The 23971-nt window shown below is 55.5% G+C and carries 34 protein-coding genes; 33 read left to right on the top strand and 1 reads right to left on the bottom strand.

Going from position 1 to position 23971, the window contains the following annotated elements; translation table 11 throughout:
- Positions 1–11: 11 nt before the first annotated feature.
- From fusA to bfr, 32 genes are all read left to right on the top strand, one after another.
- Positions 12–2117 (top strand): elongation factor G, encoded by a 2106-nt coding sequence (gene fusA / locus K5K95_RS05590; protein WP_090179220.1) that lies wholly within the window; start codon positions 12–14, stop codon positions 2115–2117.
- A gap of 31 nt (positions 2118–2148) precedes the next feature.
- Complete coding sequence (gene tuf, locus K5K95_RS05585; protein ID WP_222588670.1) at positions 2149–3342, top strand: elongation factor Tu; 1194 nt, start codon at positions 2149–2151, stop codon at positions 3340–3342.
- Between the two features lie 156 nt (positions 3343–3498).
- A complete protein-coding gene (gene rpsJ / locus K5K95_RS05580) occupies positions 3499–3810 on the top strand; it encodes a 30S ribosomal protein S10 (RefSeq protein ID WP_003186070.1) in 312 nt (103 codons plus the stop codon).
- 80 nt (positions 3811–3890) lie between these two features.
- Positions 3891–4526 (top strand): 50S ribosomal protein L3, encoded by a 636-nt coding sequence (rplC, locus tag K5K95_RS05575; protein WP_003186059.1) that lies wholly within the window; start codon positions 3891–3893, stop codon positions 4524–4526.
- Between the two features lie 12 nt (positions 4527–4538).
- On the top strand, positions 4539–5141 hold the full coding sequence (rplD, locus tag K5K95_RS05570; RefSeq protein ID WP_007896707.1) for a 50S ribosomal protein L4: 603 nt from the start codon (positions 4539–4541) through the stop codon (positions 5139–5141).
- On the top strand, positions 5138–5437 hold the full coding sequence (gene rplW / locus K5K95_RS05565) for a 50S ribosomal protein L23 (RefSeq protein ID WP_002555488.1): 300 nt from the start codon (positions 5138–5140) through the stop codon (positions 5435–5437). The genes rplD and rplW overlap by 4 nt, the downstream gene beginning before the upstream one ends.
- A 14-nt stretch (positions 5438–5451) precedes the next feature.
- Positions 5452–6276: a 50S ribosomal protein L2 gene (gene rplB, locus K5K95_RS05560; RefSeq protein ID WP_003176423.1), complete on the top strand. Its 825-nt coding sequence runs from the start codon at positions 5452–5454 to the stop codon at positions 6274–6276.
- A gap of 16 nt (positions 6277–6292) precedes the next feature.
- Positions 6293–6568: a 30S ribosomal protein S19 gene (rpsS, locus tag K5K95_RS05555; protein WP_002555486.1), complete on the top strand. Its 276-nt coding sequence runs from the start codon at positions 6293–6295 to the stop codon at positions 6566–6568.
- Between the two features lie 13 nt (positions 6569–6581).
- Positions 6582–6914: a 50S ribosomal protein L22 gene (rplV, locus tag K5K95_RS05550; RefSeq protein WP_003103908.1), complete on the top strand. Its 333-nt coding sequence runs from the start codon at positions 6582–6584 to the stop codon at positions 6912–6914.
- Between the two features lie 13 nt (positions 6915–6927).
- Entirely contained in the window at positions 6928–7614 is a 687-nt protein-coding gene (gene rpsC, locus K5K95_RS05545) for a 30S ribosomal protein S3 (RefSeq protein ID WP_003176422.1), read from the top strand.
- A gap of 12 nt (positions 7615–7626) precedes the next feature.
- Positions 7627–8040: a 50S ribosomal protein L16 gene (gene rplP / locus K5K95_RS05540; RefSeq protein ID WP_008145497.1), complete on the top strand. Its 414-nt coding sequence runs from the start codon at positions 7627–7629 to the stop codon at positions 8038–8040.
- Entirely contained in the window at positions 8040–8231 is a 192-nt protein-coding gene (gene rpmC, locus K5K95_RS05535; RefSeq protein WP_008030901.1) for a 50S ribosomal protein L29, read from the top strand. Before rplP ends, rpmC begins: the two co-directional genes overlap by 1 nt.
- A gap of 2 nt (positions 8232–8233) precedes the next feature.
- On the top strand, positions 8234–8500 hold the full coding sequence (gene rpsQ / locus K5K95_RS05530) for a 30S ribosomal protein S17 (protein WP_003176419.1): 267 nt from the start codon (positions 8234–8236) through the stop codon (positions 8498–8500).
- Positions 8501–8523: 23 nt separating this feature from the next.
- Complete coding sequence (gene rplN / locus K5K95_RS05525) at positions 8524–8892, top strand: 50S ribosomal protein L14 (RefSeq protein WP_002555479.1); 369 nt, start codon at positions 8524–8526, stop codon at positions 8890–8892.
- An 11-nt stretch (positions 8893–8903) separates the two neighbouring features.
- Entirely contained in the window at positions 8904–9218 is a 315-nt protein-coding gene (gene rplX / locus K5K95_RS05520; protein ID WP_003176416.1) for a 50S ribosomal protein L24, read from the top strand.
- Positions 9219–9238: 20 nt separating this feature from the next.
- Entirely contained in the window at positions 9239–9778 is a 540-nt protein-coding gene (gene rplE / locus K5K95_RS05515) for a 50S ribosomal protein L5 (RefSeq protein ID WP_003176415.1), read from the top strand.
- 13 nt (positions 9779–9791) lie between these two features.
- Complete coding sequence (gene rpsN / locus K5K95_RS05510; protein ID WP_003176414.1) at positions 9792–10097, top strand: 30S ribosomal protein S14; 306 nt, start codon at positions 9792–9794, stop codon at positions 10095–10097.
- A gap of 209 nt (positions 10098–10306) precedes the next feature.
- Positions 10307–10699 carry a 30S ribosomal protein S8 gene (gene rpsH / locus K5K95_RS05505; protein ID WP_003186040.1) on the top strand — a complete coding sequence of 131 codons (393 nt, stop codon included), beginning with the start codon at positions 10307–10309 and terminating at the stop codon, positions 10697–10699.
- Between the two features lie 12 nt (positions 10700–10711).
- Complete coding sequence (rplF, locus tag K5K95_RS05500) at positions 10712–11245, top strand: 50S ribosomal protein L6 (protein ID WP_007896774.1); 534 nt, start codon at positions 10712–10714, stop codon at positions 11243–11245.
- A 10-nt stretch (positions 11246–11255) separates the two neighbouring features.
- Positions 11256–11606 carry a 50S ribosomal protein L18 gene (gene rplR / locus K5K95_RS05495; RefSeq protein WP_003186037.1) on the top strand — a complete coding sequence of 117 codons (351 nt, stop codon included), beginning with the start codon at positions 11256–11258 and terminating at the stop codon, positions 11604–11606.
- Positions 11607–11609: 3 nt separating this feature from the next.
- Entirely contained in the window at positions 11610–12110 is a 501-nt protein-coding gene (gene rpsE / locus K5K95_RS05490; protein ID WP_007943782.1) for a 30S ribosomal protein S5, read from the top strand.
- Positions 12111–12112: 2 nt separating this feature from the next.
- The gene (gene rpmD / locus K5K95_RS05485; RefSeq protein ID WP_003186033.1) at positions 12113–12289 is read left to right on the top strand and encodes a 50S ribosomal protein L30; all 177 of its coding nucleotides are present in this window, start codon (positions 12113–12115) and stop codon (positions 12287–12289) included.
- A gap of 3 nt (positions 12290–12292) precedes the next feature.
- A complete protein-coding gene (gene rplO, locus K5K95_RS05480) occupies positions 12293–12730 on the top strand; it encodes a 50S ribosomal protein L15 (protein ID WP_007896782.1) in 438 nt (145 codons plus the stop codon).
- Complete coding sequence (secY, locus tag K5K95_RS05475) at positions 12731–14059, top strand: preprotein translocase subunit SecY (RefSeq protein WP_003228718.1); 1329 nt, start codon at positions 12731–12733, stop codon at positions 14057–14059.
- Between the two features lie 27 nt (positions 14060–14086).
- Complete coding sequence (rpmJ, locus tag K5K95_RS05470) at positions 14087–14203, top strand: 50S ribosomal protein L36 (protein ID WP_002555468.1); 117 nt, start codon at positions 14087–14089, stop codon at positions 14201–14203.
- Positions 14204–14333: 130 nt separating this feature from the next.
- The gene (gene rpsM, locus K5K95_RS05465; RefSeq protein WP_003186020.1) at positions 14334–14690 is read left to right on the top strand and encodes a 30S ribosomal protein S13; all 357 of its coding nucleotides are present in this window, start codon (positions 14334–14336) and stop codon (positions 14688–14690) included.
- Positions 14691–14720: 30 nt separating this feature from the next.
- Positions 14721–15110 carry a 30S ribosomal protein S11 gene (rpsK, locus tag K5K95_RS05460; RefSeq protein ID WP_002555466.1) on the top strand — a complete coding sequence of 130 codons (390 nt, stop codon included), beginning with the start codon at positions 14721–14723 and terminating at the stop codon, positions 15108–15110.
- Between the two features lie 18 nt (positions 15111–15128).
- Positions 15129–15749, top strand: a complete 621-nt coding sequence (gene rpsD / locus K5K95_RS05455; RefSeq protein ID WP_003210056.1) for a 30S ribosomal protein S4 — start codon at positions 15129–15131, stop codon at positions 15747–15749.
- 22 nt (positions 15750–15771) lie between these two features.
- A complete protein-coding gene (locus tag K5K95_RS05450; protein WP_003186012.1) occupies positions 15772–16773 on the top strand; it encodes a DNA-directed RNA polymerase subunit alpha in 1002 nt (333 codons plus the stop codon).
- A 42-nt stretch (positions 16774–16815) separates the two neighbouring features.
- Positions 16816–17202 carry a 50S ribosomal protein L17 gene (gene rplQ, locus K5K95_RS05445; protein ID WP_007943777.1) on the top strand — a complete coding sequence of 129 codons (387 nt, stop codon included), beginning with the start codon at positions 16816–16818 and terminating at the stop codon, positions 17200–17202.
- A 209-nt stretch (positions 17203–17411) separates the two neighbouring features.
- The gene (locus K5K95_RS05440; protein ID WP_222588669.1) at positions 17412–18866 is read left to right on the top strand and encodes a catalase; all 1455 of its coding nucleotides are present in this window, start codon (positions 17412–17414) and stop codon (positions 18864–18866) included.
- A gap of 148 nt (positions 18867–19014) precedes the next feature.
- Positions 19015–19479, top strand: coding sequence for a bacterioferritin (bfr, locus tag K5K95_RS05435; protein ID WP_090179226.1), 465 nt, complete (start codon positions 19015–19017; stop codon positions 19477–19479).
- A gap of 65 nt (positions 19480–19544) precedes the next feature.
- Here bfr and uvrA read toward each other — a convergent pair whose 3' ends face one another.
- On the bottom strand, positions 19545–22379 hold the full coding sequence (uvrA, locus tag K5K95_RS05430) for an excinuclease ABC subunit UvrA (RefSeq protein WP_222588668.1): 2835 nt from the start codon (positions 22377–22379) through the stop codon (positions 19545–19547).
- A 191-nt stretch (positions 22380–22570) separates the two neighbouring features.
- Between uvrA and K5K95_RS05425 the strand changes: the two genes are divergently transcribed.
- The gene (locus K5K95_RS05425) at positions 22571–23968 is read left to right on the top strand and encodes an MFS transporter (protein ID WP_046053254.1); all 1398 of its coding nucleotides are present in this window, start codon (positions 22571–22573) and stop codon (positions 23966–23968) included.
- The last annotated feature ends 3 nt before the right edge of the window (positions 23969–23971 follow it).

The raw sequence follows: 23971 nt of genomic DNA, 5'->3' as shown, positions 1-23971 counted from the left end.
GCGAGGGCTTTATGGCTCGTACAACACCGATTAATCGCTACCGTAACATCGGTATCGTTGCTCACGTGGATGCTGGTAAAACCACCACCACCGAGCGCGTCCTTTTTTACACCGGCAAAAGTCACAAAATGGGCGAGGTGCATGACGGCGCCGCGACCACAGACTGGATGGTGCAGGAGCAGGAGCGTGGTATTACCATTACTTCTGCTGCTATTACCGCCTTCTGGCAGGGTTCCGAGAAGCAGCACAAAGACCAATACCGTTTCAACGTCATCGACACCCCGGGCCACGTTGACTTCACTATTGAAGTTGAACGTTCCCTGCGTGTTCTCGACGGCGCGGTCGTTGTGTTCTGCGGTACCTCGGGCGTTGAGCCTCAGTCGGAAACCGTATGGCGTCAGGCCAACAAGTACGGCGTTCCACGTCTTGTTTACGTAAACAAGATGGACCGTGCTGGTGCGAACTTCCTGCGCGTGATCGGTCAGATCAAGCAGCGTCTGGGTCACACTCCGGTGCCAATCCAGTTGGCTATCGGTTCCGAAGACAACTTCCAGGGTCAGATCGATCTGATGGCTATGGAAGCTGTTTACTGGAATGACTCCGACAAAGGCATGGTTCCAGTTCGTAAGCCTATCCCTGCTGAGCTGCAGGAACTGGCTAACGAATGGCGCGGCAACATGATTGAAGCTGCGGCCGAAGCCAGCGAAGAGCTGATGAACAAGTACCTCGAAGGTGAAGAACTCACCAACGCGGAAATCAAGGCCGCTCTGCGTCAGCGTACTATCGCTGGTGAGATCGTTCTGGCTGTTTGCGGTTCTTCCTTCAAGAACAAGGGTGTTCCCCTGGTTCTCGACGCCGTTATCGACTACCTGCCTGCTCCTACCGACATTCCTGCCATCAAGGGTACTGACCCGGATGACGAGACCAAGGAAATGGAGCGTCACGCAGACGACAGCGAGCCGTTCTCGGCTCTGGCGTTCAAGATCGCTACCGACCCATTCGTGGGTACCTTGACCTTTGTTCGAGTTTACTCGGGCGTGTTGGCCTCCGGCGACGGCGTGATCAACTCGGTTAAAGGCAAGAAAGAGCGTGTGGGTCGTATGGTGCAAATGCACGCAAACGCCCGTGAAGAAATCAAGGAAGTGCGCGCTGGTGACATCGCGGCCTTGATCGGCATGAAGGACGTCACCACTGGTGAGACTTTGTGCAACGCTGACAAGCCAATCATCCTGGTTCGCATGGACTTCCCGGAGCCGGTTATTTCGGTTGCCGTAGAGCCTAAGACCAAGGACGACCAGGAAAAAATGGGTATTGCTCTGGGCAAACTTGCTCAGGAAGATCCATCTTTCCGCGTCAAGACTGATGAAGAGACTGGTCAAACGATCATCTCCGGCATGGGCGAGTTGCACCTGGACATCCTGGTTGACCGGATGCGCCGTGAGTTCAACGTCGAAGCCAACATCGGTAAGCCTCAGGTTTCGTACCGTGAGCGCATCACGAAGAGCTGCGAAATCGAAGGTAAGTTCGTTCGTCAGTCCGGTGGTCGTGGCCAGTTCGGCCATTGCTGGATTCGTTTTGCTCCTGCTGACGAAGGTCAGGAAGGTCTGCAATTCCTGAACGAAGTAGTGGGTGGTGTGGTTCCTAAGGAATACATCCCGGCTATCCAGAAGGGTATCGAAGAGCAGATGAAGAACGGCGTTGTTGCCGGCTATCCGCTGATCGGCCTGAAGGCTACCGTGTTTGATGGTTCCTACCATGACGTCGACTCCAACGAGATGGCGTTTAAGGTGGCTGCTTCCATGGCGACCAAGCAACTGGCCCAGAAGGGCGGTGGTGAGTTGCTCGAGCCGATCATGGCGGTAGAGGTTGTTACACCTGAAGACTATATGGGTGACGTGATGGGCGACCTTAACCGTCGTCGCGGCATGATCCTGGGTATGGAAGATACGGTTTCCGGTAAAGTAATTCGTGCCGAGGTTCCGTTGGGCGAGATGTTCGGTTATGCGACCGACGTTCGTTCCATGTCCCAAGGTCGCGCAAGCTACTCTATGGAATTCAAAAAATACAATACGGCTCCGTCGCACATCGTCGAAACCGTTACCAAAAAACAAGGCTGATTCAGCCCCTTTAGGCTAGGAGTTAATTGTCGTGGCTAAAGAAAAATTTGATCGTTCCCTTCCGCACGTCAACGTTGGCACCATCGGTCACGTTGACCACGGTAAAACCACTCTGACCGCTGCTCTGACTCGCGTCTGCTCCGAAGTTTTCGGTTCGGCAAAAGTTGAATTCGACAAGATCGACAGCGCGCCAGAAGAAAAGGCTCGTGGTATCACCATCAACACCGCGCACGTTGAGTACAACTCTTCGATTCGTCACTACGCTCACGTTGACTGCCCAGGTCACGCTGACTATGTGAAGAACATGATCACTGGTGCTGCGCAGATGGACGGCGCGATCCTGGTTTGCTCGGCTGCCGATGGTCCGATGCCTCAGACTCGTGAGCACATCCTGCTGTCCCGTCAGGTAGGCGTTCCGTACATCGTGGTTTTCCTGAACAAGGCTGACCTGGTAGACGACGCTGAGCTGCTGGAACTGGTTGAGATGGAAGTGCGCGATCTGCTGAGCACTTACGACTTCCCGGGCGATGACACTCCAATCATCATCGGTTCCGCGCGTATGGCGCTGGAAGGTAACGACGAAAACGAAATGGGCACCACTGCCGTTCGTAAACTGGTTGAGACTCTGGACAGCTACATCCCAGAACCAGTTCGTCTGACCGACAAGCCATTCCTGATGCCAATCGAAGACGTATTCTCGATCTCGGGTCGTGGTACTGTTGTGACTGGTCGTATCGAGCGCGGTATCGTTCGCGTTCAGGATCCACTGGAAATCGTTGGTCTGCGTGACACCACCGTCACCACCTGCACCGGTGTTGAGATGTTCCGTAAGCTGCTCGACGAAGGTCGTGCTGGTGAGAACTGCGGCGTTCTGCTGCGTGGCACCAAGCGTGATGACGTTGAACGTGGTCAGGTTCTGGTTAAGCCGGGTTCGGTTAAGCCGCACACCAAGTTCACCGCAGAAGTTTACGTTCTGAGCAAGGAAGAAGGCGGCCGTCATACTCCGTTCTTCAAAGGCTACCGTCCACAGTTCTACTTCCGTACTACTGACGTGACTGGTAACTGCGAGCTGCCAGAAGGCGTTGAAATGGTAATGCCAGGTGACAACATCCAGATGACTGTCACTCTGATCAAAACCATCGCGATGGAAGATGGTCTGCGTTTCGCTATTCGTGAAGGCGGTCGTACCGTCGGCGCTGGCGTCGTAGCCAAAATCATCGAGTAAGCTCTTTTTGAGTAAGCTTTGATGATTTGAAAGAGCCCCCGCTTAGCGGGGGCTTTTTTATTGGGTTGACACCTATATGGGGCGTCTATAGAATTGCGCCTCCTTTTAACGGGCGTATTGCGCTCGGTGGGAATAGCAGCCGGAGTCTGAAATCCAATGCAAAATCAGCAAATCCGTATCAGGTTGAAGGCTTTTGACCATCGCCTGATCGACCAATCCACCCAGGAAATCGTGGAAACCGCGAAACGTACTGGTGCTCAAGTGCGTGGTCCAATTCCACTGCCTACCCGTAAAGAGCGGTTCACCGTTCTGGTCTCCCCGCACGTCAACAAAGACGCGCGTGACCAGTACGAGATCCGTACTCATAAGCGCGTTCTGGACATCGTCCAGCCAACGGATAAAACCGTTGATGCTCTTATGAAGCTTGATCTTGCGGCCGGTGTGGAAGTGCAGATCAGCCTCGGCTAAGACTCGGTCTTAGTCGTGTAACGCTCTGAAATGGGCGGCCATAGCGGGTGAAAGCCCCGTACACTCATGAGGTTTACAACATGACTATTGGTGTAGTCGGTCGTAAATGCGGTATGACCCGTATTTTCACCGAAGAAGGTGTCTCCATTCCGGTCACGGTCATTGAGATCGAGCCGAATCGCGTCACCCAGTTCAAAACTGAAGAGACCGATGGCTATCGTGCAGTGCAAGTCACTGTAGGCGAGCGTCGTGCTTCGCGTGTTACAGCTGCTCAGGCTGGCCACTTCGCTAAAGCGAACGTTGCCGCTGGTCGTACCGTAATGGAATTCCGTCTTGAAGAAGGCGAGTACCAGGCCGGCGATCTGATCAACGCTGAAATCTTCGCCGCTGGTCAACTGGTTGATGTAACCGGTCAGTCCAAAGGTAAAGGCTTCCAGGGTACGATCAAGCGTTGGAACTTCCGCGGGCAAGATAATACCCACGGTAACTCCGTGTCCCACCGCGTTCCAGGCTCTATCGGCCAGTGCCAGACTCCTGGTCGTGTATTCAAGGGCAAAAAAATGTCCGGTCATATGGGCGCTGAGCGCGTGACCGTGCAGTCCCTGGAAGTAGTGCGCGTGGACGCTGAACGCAATCTGTTGTTGGTCAAGGGTGCTGTTCCTGGCGCTACTGGCGGCAACTTGGTTGTACGTCCAGCAGCCAAGGCTCGCGGTTAAGGGGAAGCTGACATGCAATTAAATGTAAATGACGCTCAAGCGATCGAAGTTTCCGAACTGACATTTGGCGGCGAATTCAACGAGACGCTGGTTCACCAAGCAGTCGTGGCCTACATGGCCGGCGGCCGTCAAGGTAGCAAGCAGCAAAAGACCCGTTCCGACGTTCGTGGTGGCGGTAAGCGCCCATGGCGTCAGAAAGGTACTGGCCGTGCTCGTGCCGGTACTATCCGTAGCCCAATCTGGCGTGGCGGCGGTACCACTTTCGCAGCTCGTCCTCAGGATCACACCCAGAAGCTGAACAAGAAGATGTATCGCGCAGCAATGCGTTCCATCCTTGCTGAGCTGGTGCGTACTGATCGTCTGGTTGTGGTTCAGGACTTCGCTGTTGATGCACCGAAGACCAAAGATCTGCTGAACAAACTGACCGGCATGGGCCTGACTGACGTCTTGATCGTGTCTGAAGTAGTTGATCAGAACCTGTACCTGGCTGCTCGCAACCTGCCACACGTTGATGTACGTGACGTGCAAGGTTCCGATCCAGTTAGTCTGATCGCATACGACAAGGTGTTGATCACCGTGTCGGCCGTGAAGAAATTCGAGGAGCTGCTGGGATGAACCAGGAACGCGTATTTAAAGTTCTGCTTGGCCCGCACGTTTCCGAGAAGGCTACGGTTCTGGCTGACAAGAAAGGCCAGTTCGTTTTCAAGGTTGCAACTGATGCAACCAAGCTGGAAATCAAGAAGGCCGTCGAAAGCCTGTTCAGCGTGAAAGTAGAGCGTGTTACTACCCTGAATGTTCTGGGTAAGAGCAAGCGCACTGCTCGCGGTCTGGGCAAGCGTAATGACTGGAAGAAGGCAGTTATCTCCCTTCAGCCAGGCCAAGATCTCGATTTCAGCAGCAGTGCTGAGTAAGGAAGGGGTGCATCATGGCAATCGTTAAATGCAAACCGACTTCCCCTGGCCGCCGTTTTGTGGTCAAGGTGGTCAACCAGGAGCTGCATAAAGGCGCTCCTCACGCACCGCTGCTCGAGAAAAAATCGAAGACTGGTGGTCGTAACAACAATGGTCGTATTACCACTCGTCACATTGGTGGTGGCCATAAGCAGCATTATCGTCTGGTCGATTTCCGTCGCAACGACAAAGATGGCATTTCTGCCACTGTCGAGCGTATTGAATACGATCCAAACCGTACTGCTCACATCGCTCTGCTGCTGTACGCAGATGGCGAGCGTCGCTACATCATCGCCCCTAAAGGCGTGAGTGCTGGCGACCAGCTGATCGCAGGTGCTTTGGCGCCGATCAAGCCGGGCAACGCTCTGCAACTGCGTAACATTCCAGTTGGTAGCACCGTACACGGCATCGAATTGAAGCCAGGTAAAGGCGCGCAAATCGCTCGTTCCGCTGGTGCTTCGGCTCAGCTGATCGCTCGTGAAGGTGTCTACGTGACCCTGCGTCTGCGTTCTGGTGAGATGCGTAAAGTGCTGGCTGAATGCCGCGCGACCCTGGGTGAAGTCTCGAACTCCGAGCACAGCCTGCGTTCGCTGGGTAAAGCTGGTGCCAAACGCTGGCGTGGCGTTCGCCCAACCGTTCGTGGTGTTGCCATGAACCCGGTTGACCACCCACATGGTGGTGGTGAAGGTCGTACCTCTGGTGGTCGTCATCCGGTATCGCCATGGGGCTTCCCGACTAAGGGCGCGAAGACTCGTGGTAATAAGCGTACCGACAAAATGATCGTCCGTCGTCGCAAGTAAATAGAGGGATACGACAGTGCCACGTTCTCTGAAAAAAGGTCCTTTTATTGATCTTCACCTACTGAAGAAGATCGAAGTGGCGGCGGAAAAGAACGATCGCAAACCAGTTAAGACCTGGTCGCGCCGTTCCATGATCCTGCCACAAATGGTCGGTTTGACCATTGCTGTGCATAACGGTCGTCAACATGTTCCAGTTCTCGTGAACGAAGACATGGTCGGCCACAAACTAGGCGAGTTTGCCGGTACCCGCACATATCGTGGGCACGTGGCAGACAAGAAAGCCAAGCGTTAAGGGGTAAGGAACGATGGAAGTAGCCGCTAAGTTGTCGGGCGCTCGAATCTCCGCCCAGAAAGCCCGCTTGGTCGCCGACCAGATCCGCGGGAAGAAGGTGGGCGAAGCGCTCAACCTGTTGGCTTTCAGCAGTAAGAAAGCCGCCGAGATCATGAAGAAAGTGCTGGAGTCGGCCGTAGCCAACGCCGAGCATAACGAAGGCGCAGACGTTGATGACCTTAAAGTCAGCACCGTTTTCGTCAACGAAGGGCGTTCGCTGAAGCGAATCATGCCACGTGCCAAAGGCCGTGCTGATCGCATCGTCAAGCGGTCTTGCCATATCACTGTCAAGGTTGCTGACAAGTAACGGAGTCGAAGAGATGGGTCAGAAAGTACATCCCATTGGCATTCGCCTGGGAATCGTCAAGGAGCACACCTCCGTCTGGTACGCAGACGGTCGGACTTATGCGGACTATTTGTTCGCTGATCTGAAGGTGCGTGAGTATCTCCAAGACAAACTAAAAAGCGCGTCCGTAAGCCGTATCGATATCCATCGTCCGGCTCAAACAGCACGTATCACCATCCACACCGCTCGTCCAGGTATCGTTATCGGGAAGAAAGGTGAAGATGTTGAGAAACTGCGTCAGGACCTGACCAAGCAAATGGGTGTGCCTGTGCACATCAATATCGAAGAAATCCGCAAGCCGGAGCTCGACGGTATGTTGGTTGCGCAGAGCGTAGCTCAGCAGCTGGAGCGTCGCGTAATGTTCCGTCGCGCTATGAAGCGCGCTGTACAGAACGCCATGCGCATTGGTGCCAAAGGCATCAAAATCCAAGTGAGCGGTCGTCTCGGCGGTGCTGAAATCGCACGTACTGAATGGTATCGCGAAGGTCGTGTGCCACTGCACACCCTGCGTGCCGACATCGACTATGCCAACTACGAAGCTCACACCACTTACGGTGTGATCGGTGTAAAGGTTTGGATCTTCAAAGGCGAAGTAATTGGTGGTCGCCAAGAAGAACTGAAACCACAAGCACCAGCGCCTCGTAAAAAAGCTGCTAAGTAAGGGGTACGCCAAATGTTGCAACCAAAGCGTACGAAGTTCCGCAAGCAGATGACAGGCCACAACCGTGGTCTGGCTCAGCGCGGTAGCAAAGTCAGCTTCGGCGAGTTCGCGCTGAAGTCTGTAGCTCGTGGTCGTCTCACCGCTCGTCAGATCGAGTCAGCGCGTCGTGCTCTGACCCGTCACGTTAAACGTGGCGGCAAGATCTGGATCCGTGTATTCCCGGACAAGCCTATTTCCAAAAAGCCACTCGAAGTTCGGATGGGTAAAGGTAAGGGTAGTGTGGAGTACTGGGTTGCCCAGATTCAGCCAGGCAAAGTCCTGTATGAAATCGAGGGCGTTACTGAAGAGCTGGCGCGTGAGGCTTTTGCCCTGGCTGCTGCAAAGCTGCCGCTCGCCACTGCCTTCGTTAAACGGACGGTGATGTGATGAAAGCGAACGAACTTCGTGAAAAAGACGCGCCGCAGCTTAACGAGCAACTGCTCGGCCTGCTGCGCGACCAGTTCAATCTGCGCATGCAGAAAGCAACTGGCCAGTTGGGGCAGTCTCACCTGCTCCGGCAAGTTAAGCGTGACATCGCTCGCGTGAAGACTGTGCTCAAACAGCAGGCAGGTAAGTAATCATGGCTGAAGCCGAAAAAACCGTCCGTACGCTGACTGGCCGTGTTGTCAGCGACAAAATGGACAAGACCATCACCGTTCTGATTGAGCGTCGCGTTAAGCACCCGATCTACGGTAAATACGTTAAGCGTTCGACTAAGCTGCACGCGCACGACGAAACCAATCAGTGCCACATCGGCGACAAAGTCACTATTCGTGAAACTCGTCCGCTGGCCAAGACCAAGTCTTGGGCATTGGTTGATGTTCTCGAACGCGCTGTGGAAGTCTAAGGACTAGGGGTCGGAGAAATTATATGATTCAGACTCAATCCATGCTCGATGTGGCCGATAACAGCGGCGCTCGCCGCGTTATGTGCATCAAGGTGCTGGGTGGCTCCCATCGTCGTTACGCTGGTATCGGTGACATCATCAAAGTTACCGTGAAGGAAGCAATTCCTCGCGGTAAAGTGAAAAAAGGCCAAGTGATGACTGCTGTTGTAGTCCGCACTCGTCACGGCGTACGTCGTGCTGATGGCTCCATTATCCGCTTTGATGGCAACGCTGCTGTTCTTCTGAACAACAAGCAAGAGCCGATCGGCACCCGTATCTTTGGGCCAGTGACCCGTGAACTTCGTACTGAGAAGTTCATGAAGATCGTCTCGCTCGCCCCAGAAGTGCTGTAAGGAGATCCGACATGCAAAAGATTCGTCGTGACGACGAGATCATCGTGATCGCCGGCAAAGACAAAGGTAAGCGCGGTAAGGTGCTTAAGGTTCTCGCTAATAACCGTCTGGTTATTGGTGGTCTGAACCTGGTTAAGCGTCATACCAAGCCTAACCCGATGTCGGGCGTACAAGGCGGTATCGTCGAAAAAGAAGCTCCACTGGACGCTTCTAACGTCGCCATTTTCAACGGCGAAACCAACAAGGCTGACCGCGTTGGTTTCAAAGTAGAAGACGGCAAGAAAATTCGTGTCTTCAAGTCGACCCAAAAAGCGGTTGATGCTTGAACACTGCTAGGTAGAAGACCATGGCACGACTAAAAGAGATTTACTGGAAGGAAATCGCACCGAAGCTTAAGGAAGAACTTAAGCTCTCGAACGTGATGGAAGTTCCACGCGTTACCAAAATCACCCTGAACATGGGTCTGGGCGAAGCTGTCGGCGACAAAAAAGTCATCGAACACGCTGTTGCTGACCTGGAAAAGATCACCGGTCAGAAAGTCGTTGTGACTTACGCTCGGAAATCCATCGCTGGCTTTAAAGTCCGTGAAGGTTGGCCGATCGGCGTCAAAGTGACTCTGCGCCGTGAGCGTATGTATGAATTCCTGGATCGTCTGCTGTCGATCTCCCTGCCTCGGGTTCGCGACTTCCGCGGCCTGAATGCCAAGTCCTTCGATGGTCGTGGTAACTACAGCATGGGCGTTAAAGAGCAGATCATCTTCCCGGAAATCGACTACGACAAGATCGATGCTCTCCGCGGTCTGGACATTACCCTGACCACCACTGCCAAGAACGATGATGAAGGTCGCGCGCTGCTGCGTGCTTTCAAATTCCCGTTCCGCAACTGATTGGAGTAGGAAAATGGCCAAGATGAGCATGAAAAACCGCGAGCTGAAGCGTCAGCTCACGGTTGCCAAGTACGCCAAGAAGCGTGCAGCACTGAAAGCTATCATCGTTGATCTGAACGCAAGTCCAGAAGCACGTTGGGAAGCTACAGTAGCTCTGCAGAAGCAGCCACGTGACGCAAGCGCTTCGCGCATGCGTAACCGCTGCCGCCTGACCGGTCGTCCACACGGCGTTTACCGCAAGTTCGGCCTCGGCCGTAACAAACTGCGTGAAGCCGCAATGCGTGGTGACGTACCTGGTCTGGTTAAAGCCAGCTGGTAAGCAATATCGAAGTCTCGACGGTCGGGATCGCAAGATCCTGACCATCGGTGACCTTGAACTTGAATCAAGCCCCTATTGGGGCTTGATTCATTTGTGGGGTGTGTCTAGAATACCCGGCTCGCCTGAGCCCGTGCTTTTTTCGCATGGATGAGCTCGGCGACAAGTAGTAGCCGCAAGGCTAATTTTTTTGTATTAGGAGCGTCTAGCCCATGAGTATGCAGGACCCGTTAGCGGACATGCTAACTCGAATCCGTAATGCCCAGATGGCTGAAAAGTCCGTCGTAAGCATGCCATCTTCTACTTTGAAGGTAGCTGTTGCCAAAGTCCTGAAGGACGAAGGTTACATTGCGGGTTATCAGATCAGCAGCGAAATCAAACCACTGCTGTCCATCGAGCTGAAGTACTTCGAAGGCCGTCCGGTCATCGAGGAAGTGAAGCGCGTTAGCCGTCCAGGCCTGCGTCAGTACAAGTCCGTCGATGATCTGCCAAAAGTTCGTGGCGGTCTCGGTGTGTCTATCGTCTCCACCAACAAAGGTGTGATGACGGATCGTGCTGCGCGCGCTGCCGGTGTCGGCGGCGAAGTTCTTTGCACTGTGTTCTAAGGGGGGATAAGCATGTCACGCGTCGCTAAGAACCCCGTTAAGCTGCCAGCCGGTGTCGAAGTAAAATTCGCAGGCCAACAGCTTTCGGTGAAGGGTGCCAAGGGCACTCTCGAACTGAACATCCATTCGTCCGTTGAGATCGTTGAAGAAGCTGGTGAGCTGCGTTTCGCTGCTCGCAATGGCGATCAACAAACTCGCGCAATGGCTGGTACCACTCGTGCGTTGGTAAACAACATGGTCCAAGGCGTTAGCCAAGGCTTCGAGCGTAAGCTCCAGCTGGTCGGTGTTGGTTACAAAGCGCAAGCAAAAGGCACAGTGCTGAACCTGGCTCTTGGCTTCTCGCACCCAGTGGATTATGAACTGCCGGAAGGCATCACCGCTGAGACTCCTAGCCAAACCGACATCCTGATCCGGGGTATCGATAAGCAGCTGGTAGGTCAAGTGGCCGCCGAGATCCGCGACTTCCGTCCACCAGAGCCGTACAAAGGCAAAGGTGTGCGCTACGCGGACGAAGTCGTCCGTCGTAAAGAAGCCAAGAAGAAGTAGGGCATAGCAAATGACCGACAAAAAAGTTACTCGACTGCGTCGCGCTCGCAAAGCACGCCTGAAAATGCACGAACTCGAAGTCGTGCGTCTCTGCGTGTTCCGCTCGTCGCAGCACATCTACGCCCAGGTCATTTCGGCCGACGGCAACAAAGTCCTGGCATCTGCCTCGACTTTGGATAAAGAACTGCGTGATGGCGCCACTGGCAACATCGACGCGGCCACTAAGGTTGGCCAGCTGGTCGCTACGCGTGCTAAAGCCGCTGGCGTCTCGCAGGTGGCTTTCGACCGCTCTGGCTTCAAGTACCACGGCCGCGTCAAGGCGCTGGCTGATGCTGCTCGTGAAGCTGGGCTGGAGTTCTAAGTTATGTCAAATAACGACCAAAAGCGCGACGAAGGCTACATTGAGAAGCTGGTTCAAGTTAACCGCGTAGCCAAAACCGTAAAAGGCGGCCGTATCTTCACTTTCACCGCGTTGACCGTGGTTGGTGATGGTAAAGGGCGTGTTGGCTTCGGCCGTGGCAAGTCACGTGAAGTGCCTGCTGCGATCCAGAAGGCAATGGAAGCTGCTCGCCGCAACATGATCCAAGTTGATCTGAACGGCACCACTCTGCAGTACGCAATGAAGTCCGGTCACGGCGCTTCGAAGGTGTACATGCAGCCTGCTTCTGAAGGTACCGGTATCATCGCTGGCGGCGCTATGCGTGCTGTCCTCGAAGTTGCTGGCGTTCAGAACGTTCTGGCCAAGTGCTACGGCTCGACTAACCCGGTAAACGTGGTTCACGCCACTTTCAAAGGTTTGAAAGCTATGCAGTCTCCTGAATCCATTGCCGCCAAGCGTGGCAAAAGCGTCAAGGAGATCTTCTGATCATGGCTACCGTTAAAGTTACGCTGATCAAAAGCATGACCGGCCGCATCCCTAACCACAAACTGTGCGTTAAGGGTCTGGGTCTGCGTCGCATCGGTCACACTGTAGAAGTACTTGATACTCCCGAGAATCGCGGGATGATCAACAAGGCTTACTACATGCTGCGTGTCGAGGGTTAATCGATGAAACTCAATGATCTGAGTCCAGCGCCGGGTTCCCGTCGCGAAAAGCATCGTCCGGGCCGTGGTATCGGTAGTGGTTTGGGCAAGACCGGTGGCCGTGGCCACAAAGGTCAGTCCTCCCGCTCCGGTGGCACCATTGCTCCAGGCTTTGAAGGCGGTCAACAGCCGCTGCATCGTCGCCTGCCGAAATTCGGTTTCGTTTCCCTGAAAGCCATGGATCGCGCAGAAGTGCGTTTGTCCGAGCTGGCTAAAGTGGAAGGCGACATCGTCACCGTGCAGTCCCTGAAAGATGCCAACGTGATCAACGTCAACGTACAGCGTGTGAAAATCATGCTGTCCGGCGAAGTTACTCGCGCTGTCACCATCGGAAAGGGAATCGGCGCCACCAAAGGTGCGCGTGCGGCTATCGAAGCAGCTGGCGGCAAGTTCGAGGAATAAATGGCTAAGCAAGGTGCTCTCTCTGCGCTCGGCAAAGGCGGTATGTCTGAACTCTGGGCTCGTCTGCGTTTTCTGTTCCTGGCGATTATCGTCTACCGAATAGGCGCACACATCCCGGTTCCAGGTATCAACCCGGACCGACTCGCGGACCTGTTTCGACAGAATGAGGGGACCATTCTTAGCTTGTTCAACATGTTTTCCGGCGGCGCGCTGGAACGGATGAGTATCTTTGCACTGGGGATCATGCCGTACATTTCGGCATCGATCATCATGCAACTGATGACCGCCGTCAGCCCGCAACTGGAACAGTTGAAGAAGGAAGGTGAAGCTGGCCGTCGCAAGATCAGCCAGTACACCCGCTACGGCACTGTCGTCCTCGCTCTCGTCCAGGCAATTGGCATGTCCATTGGCTTGGCAGGGCAGGGCGTTGCGTTCACTGGTGACTTTGGCTTCCATTTCGTCGCGGTATCCACTTTTGTGGCTGGTGCGATGTTCATGATGTGGCTGGGTGAGCAGATTACTGAGCGTGGTGTTGGCAACGGTATCTCGATGTTGATTTTTTCGGGTATCGTCGCCGGTCTTCCGAGAGCGATCGGGCAGTCTTTCGAGTCTGCACGTCAGGGTGATATCAACATCTTCGCCCTGGTTGCCATCGGTTTGCTGGCAGTAGCGATTATCGGTTTCGTGGTGTTCATTGAGCGTGGTCAGCGTCGTATTGCTGTTCACTACGCCAAGCGTCAGCAGGGCCGCAAGGTTTTCGCTGCGCAGACTAGCCACTTGCCGCTGAAGGTGAACATGGCCGGTGTTATTCCGGCCATTTTCGCGAGCAGCATTTTGCTGTTCCCGGCTTCGTTGGGTGCCTGGTTCGGTCAGTCTGAAGGTATGGGCTGGTTGCAGGACATCTCGCAGTCGATCGCTCCTGGTCAGCCGTTGAATATTCTGCTGTTTAGTGCAGGGATTATTTTCTTCTGCTTCTTCTATACGGCGTTGATGTTCAATCCGAAAGACGTAGCGGAAAACCTGAAGAAGTCCGGTGCCTTTATTCCGGGCATCCGTCCAGGTGAGCAGTCTGCGCGCTACATTGATGGCGTTCTGACTCGCTTGACCATGTTCGGTGCTCTTTACATGACGGCCGTGTGTCTGTTGCCCCAGTTCCTTGTGGTTGCGGCAAACGTACCGTTCTACCTTGGCGGGACCTCGTTGCTGATCGTCGTCGTGGTTGTGATGGACTTCATGTCCCAAGTACAATCGCACCTCGTTTCGCACCAGTACGAATCCCTGATGAAGAAAGCCAACCTGAAGGGTTACGGCAGCGGCATGTTGCGCTGAGTACCCATAAGGTTCGAGGAGTTGGTGATGAAAGTTCGTGCATCGGTGAAAAAGCTGTGCCGTAACTGCAAGATTATTCGCCGCGAAGGTGTTGTTCGAGTAATTTGCAGCGCGGAACCGCGTCACAAACAGCGCCAAGGCTGAGTGTGATTGTGCTTCAAGCCCGGTAGCTAGTGCGCTACCGGGTTGATTATTTGTTATTACAGCGATATTATCTCGCGCCCTATTTCTTGGCTTCCGGGGCGTAGGTAGCTGTCAATTGGAGTCCCACTGAATGGCCCGTATTGCAGGCGTTAACATTCCAGATAACAAGCATACTGTTATCTCGCTGACCTACATCTATGGTGTTGGTCGCACTACTGCACAGAAGATTTGTGCAGTGACTGGGGTAAACCCAGCCGCAAAGATCAAAGATCTGAGCGACGAGCAGATTGAACAGCTGCGTGGCGAAGTGGCGAAGTTCACCACTGAAGGTGACCTGCGTCGCGAAATCAACATGAAAATCAAGCGTTTGATGGACCTCGGTTGCTATCGCGGTCTGCGTCATCGTCGTGGTCTTCCAGTGCGCGGTCAGCGTACCAAGACTAACGCGCGTACCCGTAAAGGTCCGCGTAAGCCGATCCGCAAGTAATCGCCCCAGCGAATCGACAGGAAATTAATCATGGCTAAACCTGCTGCTCGTCCTCGTAAAAAAGTCAAAAAGACAGTGGTTGATGGCATCGCCCACATCCACGCGTCTTTTAACAACACAATCGTGACCATCACCGACCGTCAAGGCAACGCTCTTTCCTGGGCTACCTCCGGTGGTTCGGGTTTCCGCGGTTCCCGCAAGTCCACCCCGTTTGCTGCTCAAGTAGCTGCTGAACGTGCTGGTCAAGCTGCGCTGGAATACGGTCTGAAAAACCTCGACGTTAACGTCAAAGGTCCAGGCCCAGGTCGTGAATCTGCAGTCCGCGCTTTGAACGGCTGTGGCTACAAGATCGCCAGCATCACCGACGTGACGCCAATCCCGCACAACGGGTGCCGTCCGCCGAAGAAGCGCCGCGTGTAATCCAGGAGATTGTAAAGAATGGCTCGTTACATTGGTCCAAAATGCAAACTCGCTCGTCGCGAAGGCACCGATCTCTTTCTGAAGAGCGGCGTGCGCGCGATCGAATCGAAGTGCAACATCGAAGCAGCACCTGGTATCCACGGCCAACGCCGCGGTCGCCAGTCCGATTACGGCACCCAACTGCGTGAAAAGCAGAAGGTCCGTCGTATCTACGGCGTTCTCGAGCGTCAATTCAGCGGCTACTACAAAGAAGCTGCTGGCAAGAAAGGTGCAACCGGTGAAAACCTGCTGCAACTGCTCGAATGCCGTCTGGACAACGTTGTATACCGTATGGGTTTTGGCTCTACTCGTGCCGAATCCCGTCAGCTGGTATCGCACAAATCCGTCAGCGTTAACGGTCAGACCGTAAACGTGCCGTCTTACCAGGTTCGTGCTGGTGACGTGGTCGCGATTCGCGAGAAAGCAAAGAACCAACTTCGCATTGTCCAAGCTCTCGATCTGTGTGCCCAACGTGGCCGCGTAGAATGGGTAGAAGTAGACACTGAGAAGAAGTCGGGCGTTTTCAAGAACGTTCCTGCTCGCAGTGATCTGTCCGCCGACATCAACGAAAGCCTGATTGTCGAGCTCTACTCCAAGTAAGGGCTAGAAAATAGGTGCATCCATGCAGATTTCGGTAAATGAGTTCCTGACACCCCGCCATATTGATGTGCAGGTTGTCAGTCCAACCCGCGCCAAGATCACTCTCGAGCCTCTCGAGCGTGGTTTCGGCCACACCCTGGGCAACGCGCTGCGCCGCATCCTGTTGTCCTCAATGCCCGGCTGTGCAGTAGTCGAGGCCGAGATTGACGGTGTACTCCATGAGTACAGCGCCATCGAAGGCGTACAGGAAGACGTAATTGAAATCCTGTTGAACCTTAAAGGTCTGGCTATCAAGCTGCACGGTCGTGACGAAGTTACGCTGACCTTGTCGAAGAAGGGTTCGGGGGTGGTTACCGCTGCCGATATTCAGCTGGATCATGATGTCGAGATCGTTAACCCCGATCACGTAATCGCTAACCTGGCGTCTAACGGCGCCCTGAACATGAAGCTCACCGTAGCTCGTGGTCGTGGTTATGAACCGGCAGACTCGCGTCAGAGCGATGAAGACGAAAGCCGCAGCATCGGTCGCTTGCAGCTTGACTCTTCGTTCAGCCCGGTTCGCCGTATCGCATACGTGGTGGAAAACGCCCGTGTCGAGCAGCGTACTAACCTGGACAAGCTGGTTATTGATCTGGAAACCAACGGTACCCTGGATCCTGAAGAGGCTATCCGCCGCGCTGCAACCATTCTGCAACAGCAGTTGGCTGCGTTCGTCGACCTCAAAGGTGACAGTGAGCCAGTGGTTGTTGAGCAGGAAGACGAGATCGATCCGATCCTGCTTCGCCCGGTTGACGATCTGGAACTGACTGTACGTTCGGCTAACTGCCTTAAGGCGGAAAACATCTACTACATCGGTGACCTGATTCAGCGTACCGAAGTAGAGCTGTTGAAGACTCCGAACCTTGGCAAGAAATCCTTGACTGAAATCAAGGACGTTCTGGCCTCCCGCGGTCTGTCCCTCGGCATGCGCCTCGACAACTGGCCGCCTGCAAGTCTTAAGAAGGACGACAAGGCGACTGCCTGATCGTCGTAATCACCGAACGTCGTGTTTGGTAAGGAATGAACCATGCGTCATCGTAAAAGTGGTCGTCACCTGAGCCGCACTAGCTCGCACCGCAAGGCCATGTTTCAAAACATGGCAGTGTCGCTGTTCGAGCACGAGCTGATCAAAACTACACTGCCGAAAGCTAAAGAACTGCGTCGCGTTGCTGAGCCGCTGATCACTTTGGCCAAGACAGACAGCCTGGCTAACCGCCGTCTGGCTTTCGACCGTACTCGTTCGAAAGCTATCGTTGGTAAGCTCTTCAACGACCTGGGCAAGCGTTACGCTACCCGTGAGGGTGGCTACCTGCGCATCCTCAAGTGCGGTTTCCGCACTGGCGACAACGCGCCTATGGCGTACGTCGAGTTGGTTGATCGTGCTACCGGCGGTGAAGCTGTATCCGCTGAGTAAGGCGTCAGTCTGAAACGAAGAACCGGGCCTAGTGCCCGGTTTTTTGTGCCTGATCGAAAAGCATCGCGGTCGACATACATTCCTGAATGTAATTAGTAATTATCTATCGATAGTCGAAAGTTAATGAATTTGTGGCTGTAACGTTCTTGATCAATACTCCCTCTCAGCCGATTAGCCGGCAGTTCAAGACTGACAGAGGAAGAGATTGCATGAGCCAAAATAAAACGCTTACCACCGCCAGTGGCGCTCCTGTCGCCGACAACCAGAATTCCCGTTCCGCCGGCCCTCGCGGCCCGCTGCTGCTCGACGACTTCCACCTGATCGAGAAGCTTGCCCACTTCAACCGTGAAAACATCCCTGAGCGTCGTGTGCACGCCAAAGGCTCGGGAGCTTACGGTACGTTCACCGTGACTCGGGATATCACCGAGTACACCAGCGCCAAACTGTTTGAATCGGTCGGTAAGCAAACGCCGACATTCTTGCGCTTCTCTACCGTCGGCGGTGAGCGCGGTTCGGCCGACACCGAGCGCGATCCACGTGGCTTTGCTTTGAAGTTTTATACCGAGGAAGGCAACTGGGACATTGTTGGCAACAACACGCCCGTATTTTTTATCCGCGATCCACTCAAATTTCCGGACTTTATCCACACCCAAAAACGTCTGCCGCAAAGCAATCTGAAAAGTGCGCAGATGATGTGGGACTTCTGGTCGCACTCGCCTGAGGCGCTGCACCAGGTCACCATCTTGTTTTCGGACCGTGGCATTCCTGACGGATACCGCCACATGCATGGCTTTGGCAGCCACACCTACAGCCTGATCAGCGCCAAAGGCGAGCGGCATTGGGTGAAGTGGCACTACAAAACCAAGCAAGGCATCAAGAACCTCGCGCCGGCAGAGGCTGCACGCCTGGCCGGTACCGATCCGGATTACGCGCAGCGTGACCTGTTCGAGGCGATTGAGCGTGGTGACTTCCCGAAATGGCGTGTGTGCATCCAGATCATGTCTGAAGCACAGGCTGCGGCTCACTACGAGAATCCGTTCGACGTGACCAAAACCTGGTCGCAGAAAGAATTTCCGCTGATCGAAGTGGGCGAACTCGAGCTCAATCGTAATCCGCTGAACTACTTCGCTGAAGTGGAGCAGGCGGCGTTCGGTCCGAGCAACATGGTCCCCGGTGTTGGTCTGTCCCCCGATCGTATGCTCCAGGGGCGCGTGTTCGCTTATGCCGATGCCCACCGCTACCGTATCGGCACCAATCATCAACAACTGCCGGTGAATGCACCTCGTAGCCCGGTGAACAGCTACCAGCGCGATGGTTCGATGGCGTTTGGCAGCAATGGCGGGGCGGCACCGAACTACGAGCCGAACAGCTACGTCGAGTCGCCAAAGCAGGCTCCTCGCTACGCCGAGCCGCCTCTTGCGCTCAGCGGTGCGGCTGAGCGATATGATCATCGCGAAGACACTGACTACTACAGCCATGCCGGCGCGCTATTCCGACTCATGAGCGATGAGCAGAGGGCCTTGTTGGTCAGGAACATTGCCGGTGCAATGGCCGGGGTTTCCGATGACGTGGTCGATCGTCAGTTGCAGCACTTCTACAGTGCCGACCCGGCGTATGGAGAAGCAATCGCGAAGGCGTTGGGCGTACAGCTTAACGAAGTCTAAACGAGAAGTAGAACCGCCCTCATTAGGGCGGTTTTGGCGTTATTTAAGCCACTTATCCCAGAATATCTTCGCTTTTATAGCGCAAACGAAGTGACCAAACAGTCGTCGTAGTTCAAACTACAGCCTTTCAAGCAGGGAGATGTAGGGCATGCAAGGGCACCCGGACGTAATCGATTACCTCAACACGTTGCTGACCGGCGAACTGGCCGCGCGTGATCAATATTTCGTTCACTCGCGGATGTATGAGGACTGGGGATTCACCAAGCTCTACGAACGAATCAACCACGAGATGGAAGAAGAAGCAGGGCATGCCGATGCCCTGATGCGCCGTATTCTGATGCTTGAAGGCACGCCGCGCATGCGTCCGGATGACCTCGATGTCGGCACCACCGTGCCGGACATGCTTGCCGCCGACTTGCGACTGGAATACAAAGTCCGCGCCGCCCTGTGCAAAGGGATTGAGCTTTGCGAATTGCACAAAGACTACGTTAGCCGCGAGATGCTGCGTATTCAGCTGAACGACACCGAAGAAGATCACACCTACTGGCTCGAGAAGCAGTTGGGTCTGATCAAGCTGATCGGTCTTGAGAACTACCTGCAATCGCACACCTGATTGCACCGGCTACAAAAAAGCCCCTGTCACTGATGAAGTGACAGGGGCTTTTTCATGGGCCGGATTCAGGCTTTGTCGCGAGCCAGCAGCGGCTTGAGGTAGAAACCGGTGTGAGACTGCTTCATCTCGGACACTTCTTCCGGTGTCCCGACCGCAATGATCTGTCCGCCCTTGGAGCCGCCTTCCGGCCCCAGGTCGACCAGCCAGTCGGCAGTCTTGATGACATCGAGGTTATGCTCGATCACCACCACCGTGTTGCCGTGGTCGCGCAAACGATGCAATACGTCGAGCAGTTGCTGAATATCCGCGAAGTGCAGGCCAGTGGTTGGCTCGTCGAGGATGTACAGCGTCTTGCCGGTATCTCGCTTGGACAGTTCCCGGGACAGCTTCACCCGCTGGGCTTCACCGCCTGACAACGTGGTCGCCGATTGTCCCAGCTTGATGTACGACAGACCGACATCCATCAACGTCTGAAGCTTGCGCGCCAGCGCCGGAACTGCATCGAAGAACACCCGGGCTTCCTCGATGGTCATCTCGAGGGTTTCGTGGATGCTCTTGCCCTTGTACTTGATCTCAAGGGTTTCGCGGTTGTAGCGCTTGCTCTTGCAGACGTCGCACGGGACATAGATGTCCGGCAGGAAGTGCATCTCGACCTTGATCAGACCGTCGCCCTGACACGCCTCGCAACGTCCACCCTTCACGTTGAAGGAGAAGCGTCCCGGGCCATAACCGCGCGAACGGGACTCCGGCACACCCGCAAACAATTCGCGGATCGGCGTGAACAGACCGGTATAGGTCGCCGGGTTGGAGCGCGGCGTGCGCCCGATCGGGCTCTGGTCGATGTCGACCACCTTATCCAGGTGCTCCAGACCTTTGATGCTGTCGTGAGCAGCGGCCTCAAGTGTCGTTGCGCCGTTGAGTGCGGTAGCGCTCAAGGGGAACAGCGTGTTGTTGATCAGTGTCGACTTGCCCGAGCCGGACACGCCGGTCACACAGGTCAACAGACCAATCGGAATGTCCAGGTCGACATTGCGCAAGTTGTTGCCGCGAGCGCCCTTGAGGGACAGCGACAGCTTCTTGTTACGCGGTGTGCGCTTGGCCGGAACGGCGATCTTGACCCGGCCCGACAAATACTTGCCGGTCAAGGAGTCGGGGTGAGCCATGACCTCGGCCGGGGTGCCTTCGGCGACGATGTGCCCACCGTGGACGCCCGCACCCGGACCAATATCGACGACATAGTCCGCCAGGCGAATGGCATCTTCATCGTGCTCGACCACAATCACCGTATTGCCGATGTCGCGCAGGTGCTTGAGCGTTCCCAGCAATCGATCATTGTCTCGTTGGTGCAGACCGATGGACGGTTCGTCGAGGATGTACAGGACGCCCACAAGGCCAGCGCCAATCTGGCTGGCCAGGCGAATCCGCTGGGCTTCACCGCCAGACAACGTATCCGCGCTGCGATCCAGGGACAGATAATCCAGGCCGACGTTGACCAGAAACTGCAGGCGCTCGCGGATTTCCTTGAGAATCTTGTCGGCAATTTCGCCGCGACGGCCCGTGAGTTTCAGTACGCCAAAGTATTCACAGGCGTCGCCAATCGGCAGATTCGTCACCGCTGGAAGCGTCTTCTCACCCACCCATACGTGTCGCGCTTCGCGACGCAGACGAGTCCCGCGGCAATCCGGGCAAGGCTGGGTGCTGAGGAACTTGGCCAGCTCTTCACGCACCGATGCCGACTCGGTTTCGCGGTAGCGGCGTTCCAGATTCGGCACGATGCCTTCGAACGGGTGCGAGCGTTTGACGATATCGCCACGGTCGTTCAGGTACTTGAAGTCGACGTTCTGCGAACCGCTGCCGTGCAGGATGGATTTCTGCTGATCGGCCGACAGATCGTTGAACGGCACCTCCAGGCTGAACTTGTAGTGCGAGGCCAGCGAGCCGAGCATCTGGAAGTAATAGACGTTACGCCTGTCCCAGCCGCGAATCGCCCCTTCGGCCAGCGTCAACTCGCCATTCACCAGTCGCTTGATGTCGAAGAACTGCTTCACGCCCAGGCCATCGCATGTCGGGCAGGCGCCGGCCGGGTTGTTGAAGGAGAACAGCTTGGGTTCCAGCTCGCTGATGGCATGACCGCAGATCGGGCAAGCGAAGCGCGCGGAGAAGATGATCTCTTCGCCAGGCTCGTCGTCCATTGGCGCAACCAGGGCAATGCCATCCGCCAGCTTCAAGGCGGTCTCGAACGACTCGGCCAGACGCTGTTGCAGATCGGCGCGAACCTTGAAGCGGTCGACCACGACATCGATCGAGTGCTTCTTCTGTTTGTCCAGCTTGGGCAGCTCGTCGAGTTCGCAAAGCCGTCCGTTGACTCGCGCGCGCACAAAACCCTGGGCGCGCAGTTCTTCGAAGACCGAAAGGTGTTCGCCTTTGCGCTCGCGAATCACCGGGGCCAGCAGCATGAGTTTGCTGCCCTCCGGTTGGGCGAGGACCAGGTCGACCATCTGACTGACGGTCTGCGCTTCCAGTGGAATGTCATGGTCCGGGCAGCGCGGAATACCCACGCGAGCGTAAAGCAGGCGCAGGTAGTCGTAGATTTCGGTGATGGTGCCGACCGTCGAACGCGGGTTGTGCGAGGTCGATTTCTGTTCGATGGAAATGGCTGGCGACAGACCTTCGATGGTGTCGACGTCAGGCTTTTCCATCATCGACAAAAACTGCCGGGCATAGGCCGACAGCGATTCGACGTAGCGGCGTTGGCCTTCGGCATACAGCGTGTCGAACGCCAGGGACGATTTGCCGGATCCGGACAGGCCGGTGATGACGATCAGTTTGTCCCGTGGCAGGGTCAGGTCGATGTTCTTCAGGTTGTGGGTTCGGGCCCCACGAATCAGGATCTTGTCCAAAGTGGCCTCGCTTGGCGGGCGTCGAAAACGTAGGAGTATACGGCCAAATACTGGATGGATGCACACTATCAAACGAGCGGGTTGATGTCTTACATGAAGAGTCTGTCAGCAGAGCGCGTCAAAGCGTCGCGATATACCCTGTCAATCGATGGGACTGGTAGAATCGCCGCCGGTTCACATGAGGTTTTTCCATGCACGATCCCCACAGCGAACGCATGAGTGGCAGTGAGACCCGCGCAGCAAGCGGTCTGGCCCTGGTGTTCGCCTTCCGTATGCTTGGCATGTTCATGGTGTTGCCGGTATTGGCGACCTATGGGATGGATCTGGCAGGCGCGACCCCGGCCCTCATCGGGCTGGCGATTGGCGCTTACGGCCTGACCCAGGCGATTTTCCAGATTCCTTTCGGCTTCATTTCCGATCGCATCGGACGACGTCCAGTGATTTACCTGGGCTTGATCGTCTTTGCCTTGGGCAGCGTGCTGGCGGCCAATGCCGATTCGATCTGGGGCGTGATCGCCGGACGAATCCTGCAAGGCGCCGGGGCGATTTCCGCCGCCGTGATGGCGCTGCTGTCTGACCTGACCCGGGAACAGCATCGGACCAAAGCCATGGCCATGATCGGCATGACGATTGGTCTGTCGTTTGCTGTCGCCATGGTTGTAGGACCGTTGCTGACCCGTGCGTTCGGCCTTTCCGGCCTGTTCCTCGCCACCGGCGGCATGGCCCTGTTCGGCATCGTGATCGTGATGTTCATGGTGCCGCGTTCGACCGGGCCGTTGCAGCACCGCGAATCCGGCGTCGCGCGCCAGGCGCTGATACCGACGCTCAAGCATCCGGACCTGTTGCGTCTGGACCTGGGTATTTTTGTGTTGCACGCGATGTTGATGTCGAGCTTCGTTGCACTGCCTTTGGCGCTGGTCGAAAAAGCCGGGCTGCCTAAAGAGCAGCACTGGTGGGTCTACCTTACTGCGCTGTTGATCTCTTTCTTCGCCATGATCCCGTTCATCATCTACGGCGAGAAGAAACGCAAAATGAAACGAGTTTTATTGGGCGCGGTGCTGACGCTGATGCTCACTGAGCTATTCTTCTGGCAGTTCGGCGACAGCCTGCGAGCTCTGGTGATTGGTACGGTGGTGTTCTTCACCGCGTTCAATCTGCTGGAAGCTTCATTGCCATCGCTGATCAGCAAGGTTTCACCAGCAGGCGGCAAAGGCACGGCGATGGGGGTTTATTCCACCAGTCAGTTCCTCGGTTCGGCGTTGGGCGGGATCCTCGGCGGCTGGCTGTTCCAGCATGGCGGTCTGTCGGTTGTGTTCCTCGGATGCGCCGGCCTGGCTGCCCTCTGGCTGGCCTTTGCTGTTACCATGCGCGAACCACCTTATGTCACGAGCCTGCGCTTGCCGTTGTCGCCCGAGGCGATCCGCGAAGCGGGTCTGGTTGAGCGCTTGAAGGCCGTCGTAGGGGTAACAGATGCGGTGATCGTTGCTGATGAGGCGGCGATTTACATCAAATTGGACACAGAACTATTGGATCGCACGACCCTTGAGCGCCTGGTGAACAACCCGGCCGAGGCAGCGTGCGTAGCCTAGGAG

It is taken from the genome of Pseudomonas sp. DR48 (assembly GCF_019823085.1).
Classification (GTDB): Bacteria; Pseudomonadota; Gammaproteobacteria; order Pseudomonadales; family Pseudomonadaceae; genus Aquipseudomonas.
This window is presented reverse-complemented; position numbering and strand designations above follow the sequence as displayed.

Coding starts and splice junctions, on each gene's coding strand:
- rplV (WP_003103908.1), top strand. CDS start 6,582: ATGGAAGTAGCCGCTAAGTTGTCGGGCGCTCGAATCTCCGCCCAGAAA.
- rpmC (WP_008030901.1), top strand. CDS start 8,040: ATGAAAGCGAACGAACTTCGTGAAAAAGACGCGCCGCAGCTTAACGAG.
- rpsC (WP_003176422.1), top strand. CDS start 6,928: ATGGGTCAGAAAGTACATCCCATTGGCATTCGCCTGGGAATCGTCAAG.
- rplP (WP_008145497.1), top strand. CDS start 7,627: ATGTTGCAACCAAAGCGTACGAAGTTCCGCAAGCAGATGACAGGCCAC.
- rplC (WP_003186059.1), top strand. CDS start 3,891: ATGACTATTGGTGTAGTCGGTCGTAAATGCGGTATGACCCGTATTTTC.
- rpsH (WP_003186040.1), top strand. CDS start 10,307: ATGAGTATGCAGGACCCGTTAGCGGACATGCTAACTCGAATCCGTAAT.
- bfr (WP_090179226.1), top strand. CDS start 19,015: ATGCAAGGGCACCCGGACGTAATCGATTACCTCAACACGTTGCTGACC.
- rplX (WP_003176416.1), top strand. CDS start 8,904: ATGCAAAAGATTCGTCGTGACGACGAGATCATCGTGATCGCCGGCAAA.
- rpmJ (WP_002555468.1), top strand. CDS start 14,087: ATGAAAGTTCGTGCATCGGTGAAAAAGCTGTGCCGTAACTGCAAGATT.
- fusA (WP_090179220.1), top strand. CDS start 12: ATGGCTCGTACAACACCGATTAATCGCTACCGTAACATCGGTATCGTT.
- rplR (WP_003186037.1), top strand. CDS start 11,256: ATGACCGACAAAAAAGTTACTCGACTGCGTCGCGCTCGCAAAGCACGC.
- K5K95_RS05450 (WP_003186012.1), top strand. CDS start 15,772: ATGCAGATTTCGGTAAATGAGTTCCTGACACCCCGCCATATTGATGTG.
- rpsN (WP_003176414.1), top strand. CDS start 9,792: ATGGCCAAGATGAGCATGAAAAACCGCGAGCTGAAGCGTCAGCTCACG.
- rpsJ (WP_003186070.1), top strand. CDS start 3,499: ATGCAAAATCAGCAAATCCGTATCAGGTTGAAGGCTTTTGACCATCGC.
- rplO (WP_007896782.1), top strand. CDS start 12,293: ATGAAACTCAATGATCTGAGTCCAGCGCCGGGTTCCCGTCGCGAAAAG.
- rpsK (WP_002555466.1), top strand. CDS start 14,721: ATGGCTAAACCTGCTGCTCGTCCTCGTAAAAAAGTCAAAAAGACAGTG.
- rpsM (WP_003186020.1), top strand. CDS start 14,334: ATGGCCCGTATTGCAGGCGTTAACATTCCAGATAACAAGCATACTGTT.
- rplQ (WP_007943777.1), top strand. CDS start 16,816: ATGCGTCATCGTAAAAGTGGTCGTCACCTGAGCCGCACTAGCTCGCAC.
- rpsQ (WP_003176419.1), top strand. CDS start 8,234: ATGGCTGAAGCCGAAAAAACCGTCCGTACGCTGACTGGCCGTGTTGTC.
- K5K95_RS05425 (WP_046053254.1), top strand. CDS start 22,571: ATGCACGATCCCCACAGCGAACGCATGAGTGGCAGTGAGACCCGCGCA.
- K5K95_RS05440 (WP_222588669.1), top strand. CDS start 17,412: ATGAGCCAAAATAAAACGCTTACCACCGCCAGTGGCGCTCCTGTCGCC.
- secY (WP_003228718.1), top strand. CDS start 12,731: ATGGCTAAGCAAGGTGCTCTCTCTGCGCTCGGCAAAGGCGGTATGTCT.
- rplE (WP_003176415.1), top strand. CDS start 9,239: ATGGCACGACTAAAAGAGATTTACTGGAAGGAAATCGCACCGAAGCTT.
- rplD (WP_007896707.1), top strand. CDS start 4,539: ATGCAATTAAATGTAAATGACGCTCAAGCGATCGAAGTTTCCGAACTG.
- rpsE (WP_007943782.1), top strand. CDS start 11,610: ATGTCAAATAACGACCAAAAGCGCGACGAAGGCTACATTGAGAAGCTG.
- rplN (WP_002555479.1), top strand. CDS start 8,524: ATGATTCAGACTCAATCCATGCTCGATGTGGCCGATAACAGCGGCGCT.
- rpmD (WP_003186033.1), top strand. CDS start 12,113: ATGGCTACCGTTAAAGTTACGCTGATCAAAAGCATGACCGGCCGCATC.
- rplB (WP_003176423.1), top strand. CDS start 5,452: ATGGCAATCGTTAAATGCAAACCGACTTCCCCTGGCCGCCGTTTTGTG.
- rplW (WP_002555488.1), top strand. CDS start 5,138: ATGAACCAGGAACGCGTATTTAAAGTTCTGCTTGGCCCGCACGTTTCC.
- rplF (WP_007896774.1), top strand. CDS start 10,712: ATGTCACGCGTCGCTAAGAACCCCGTTAAGCTGCCAGCCGGTGTCGAA.
- rpsD (WP_003210056.1), top strand. CDS start 15,129: ATGGCTCGTTACATTGGTCCAAAATGCAAACTCGCTCGTCGCGAAGGC.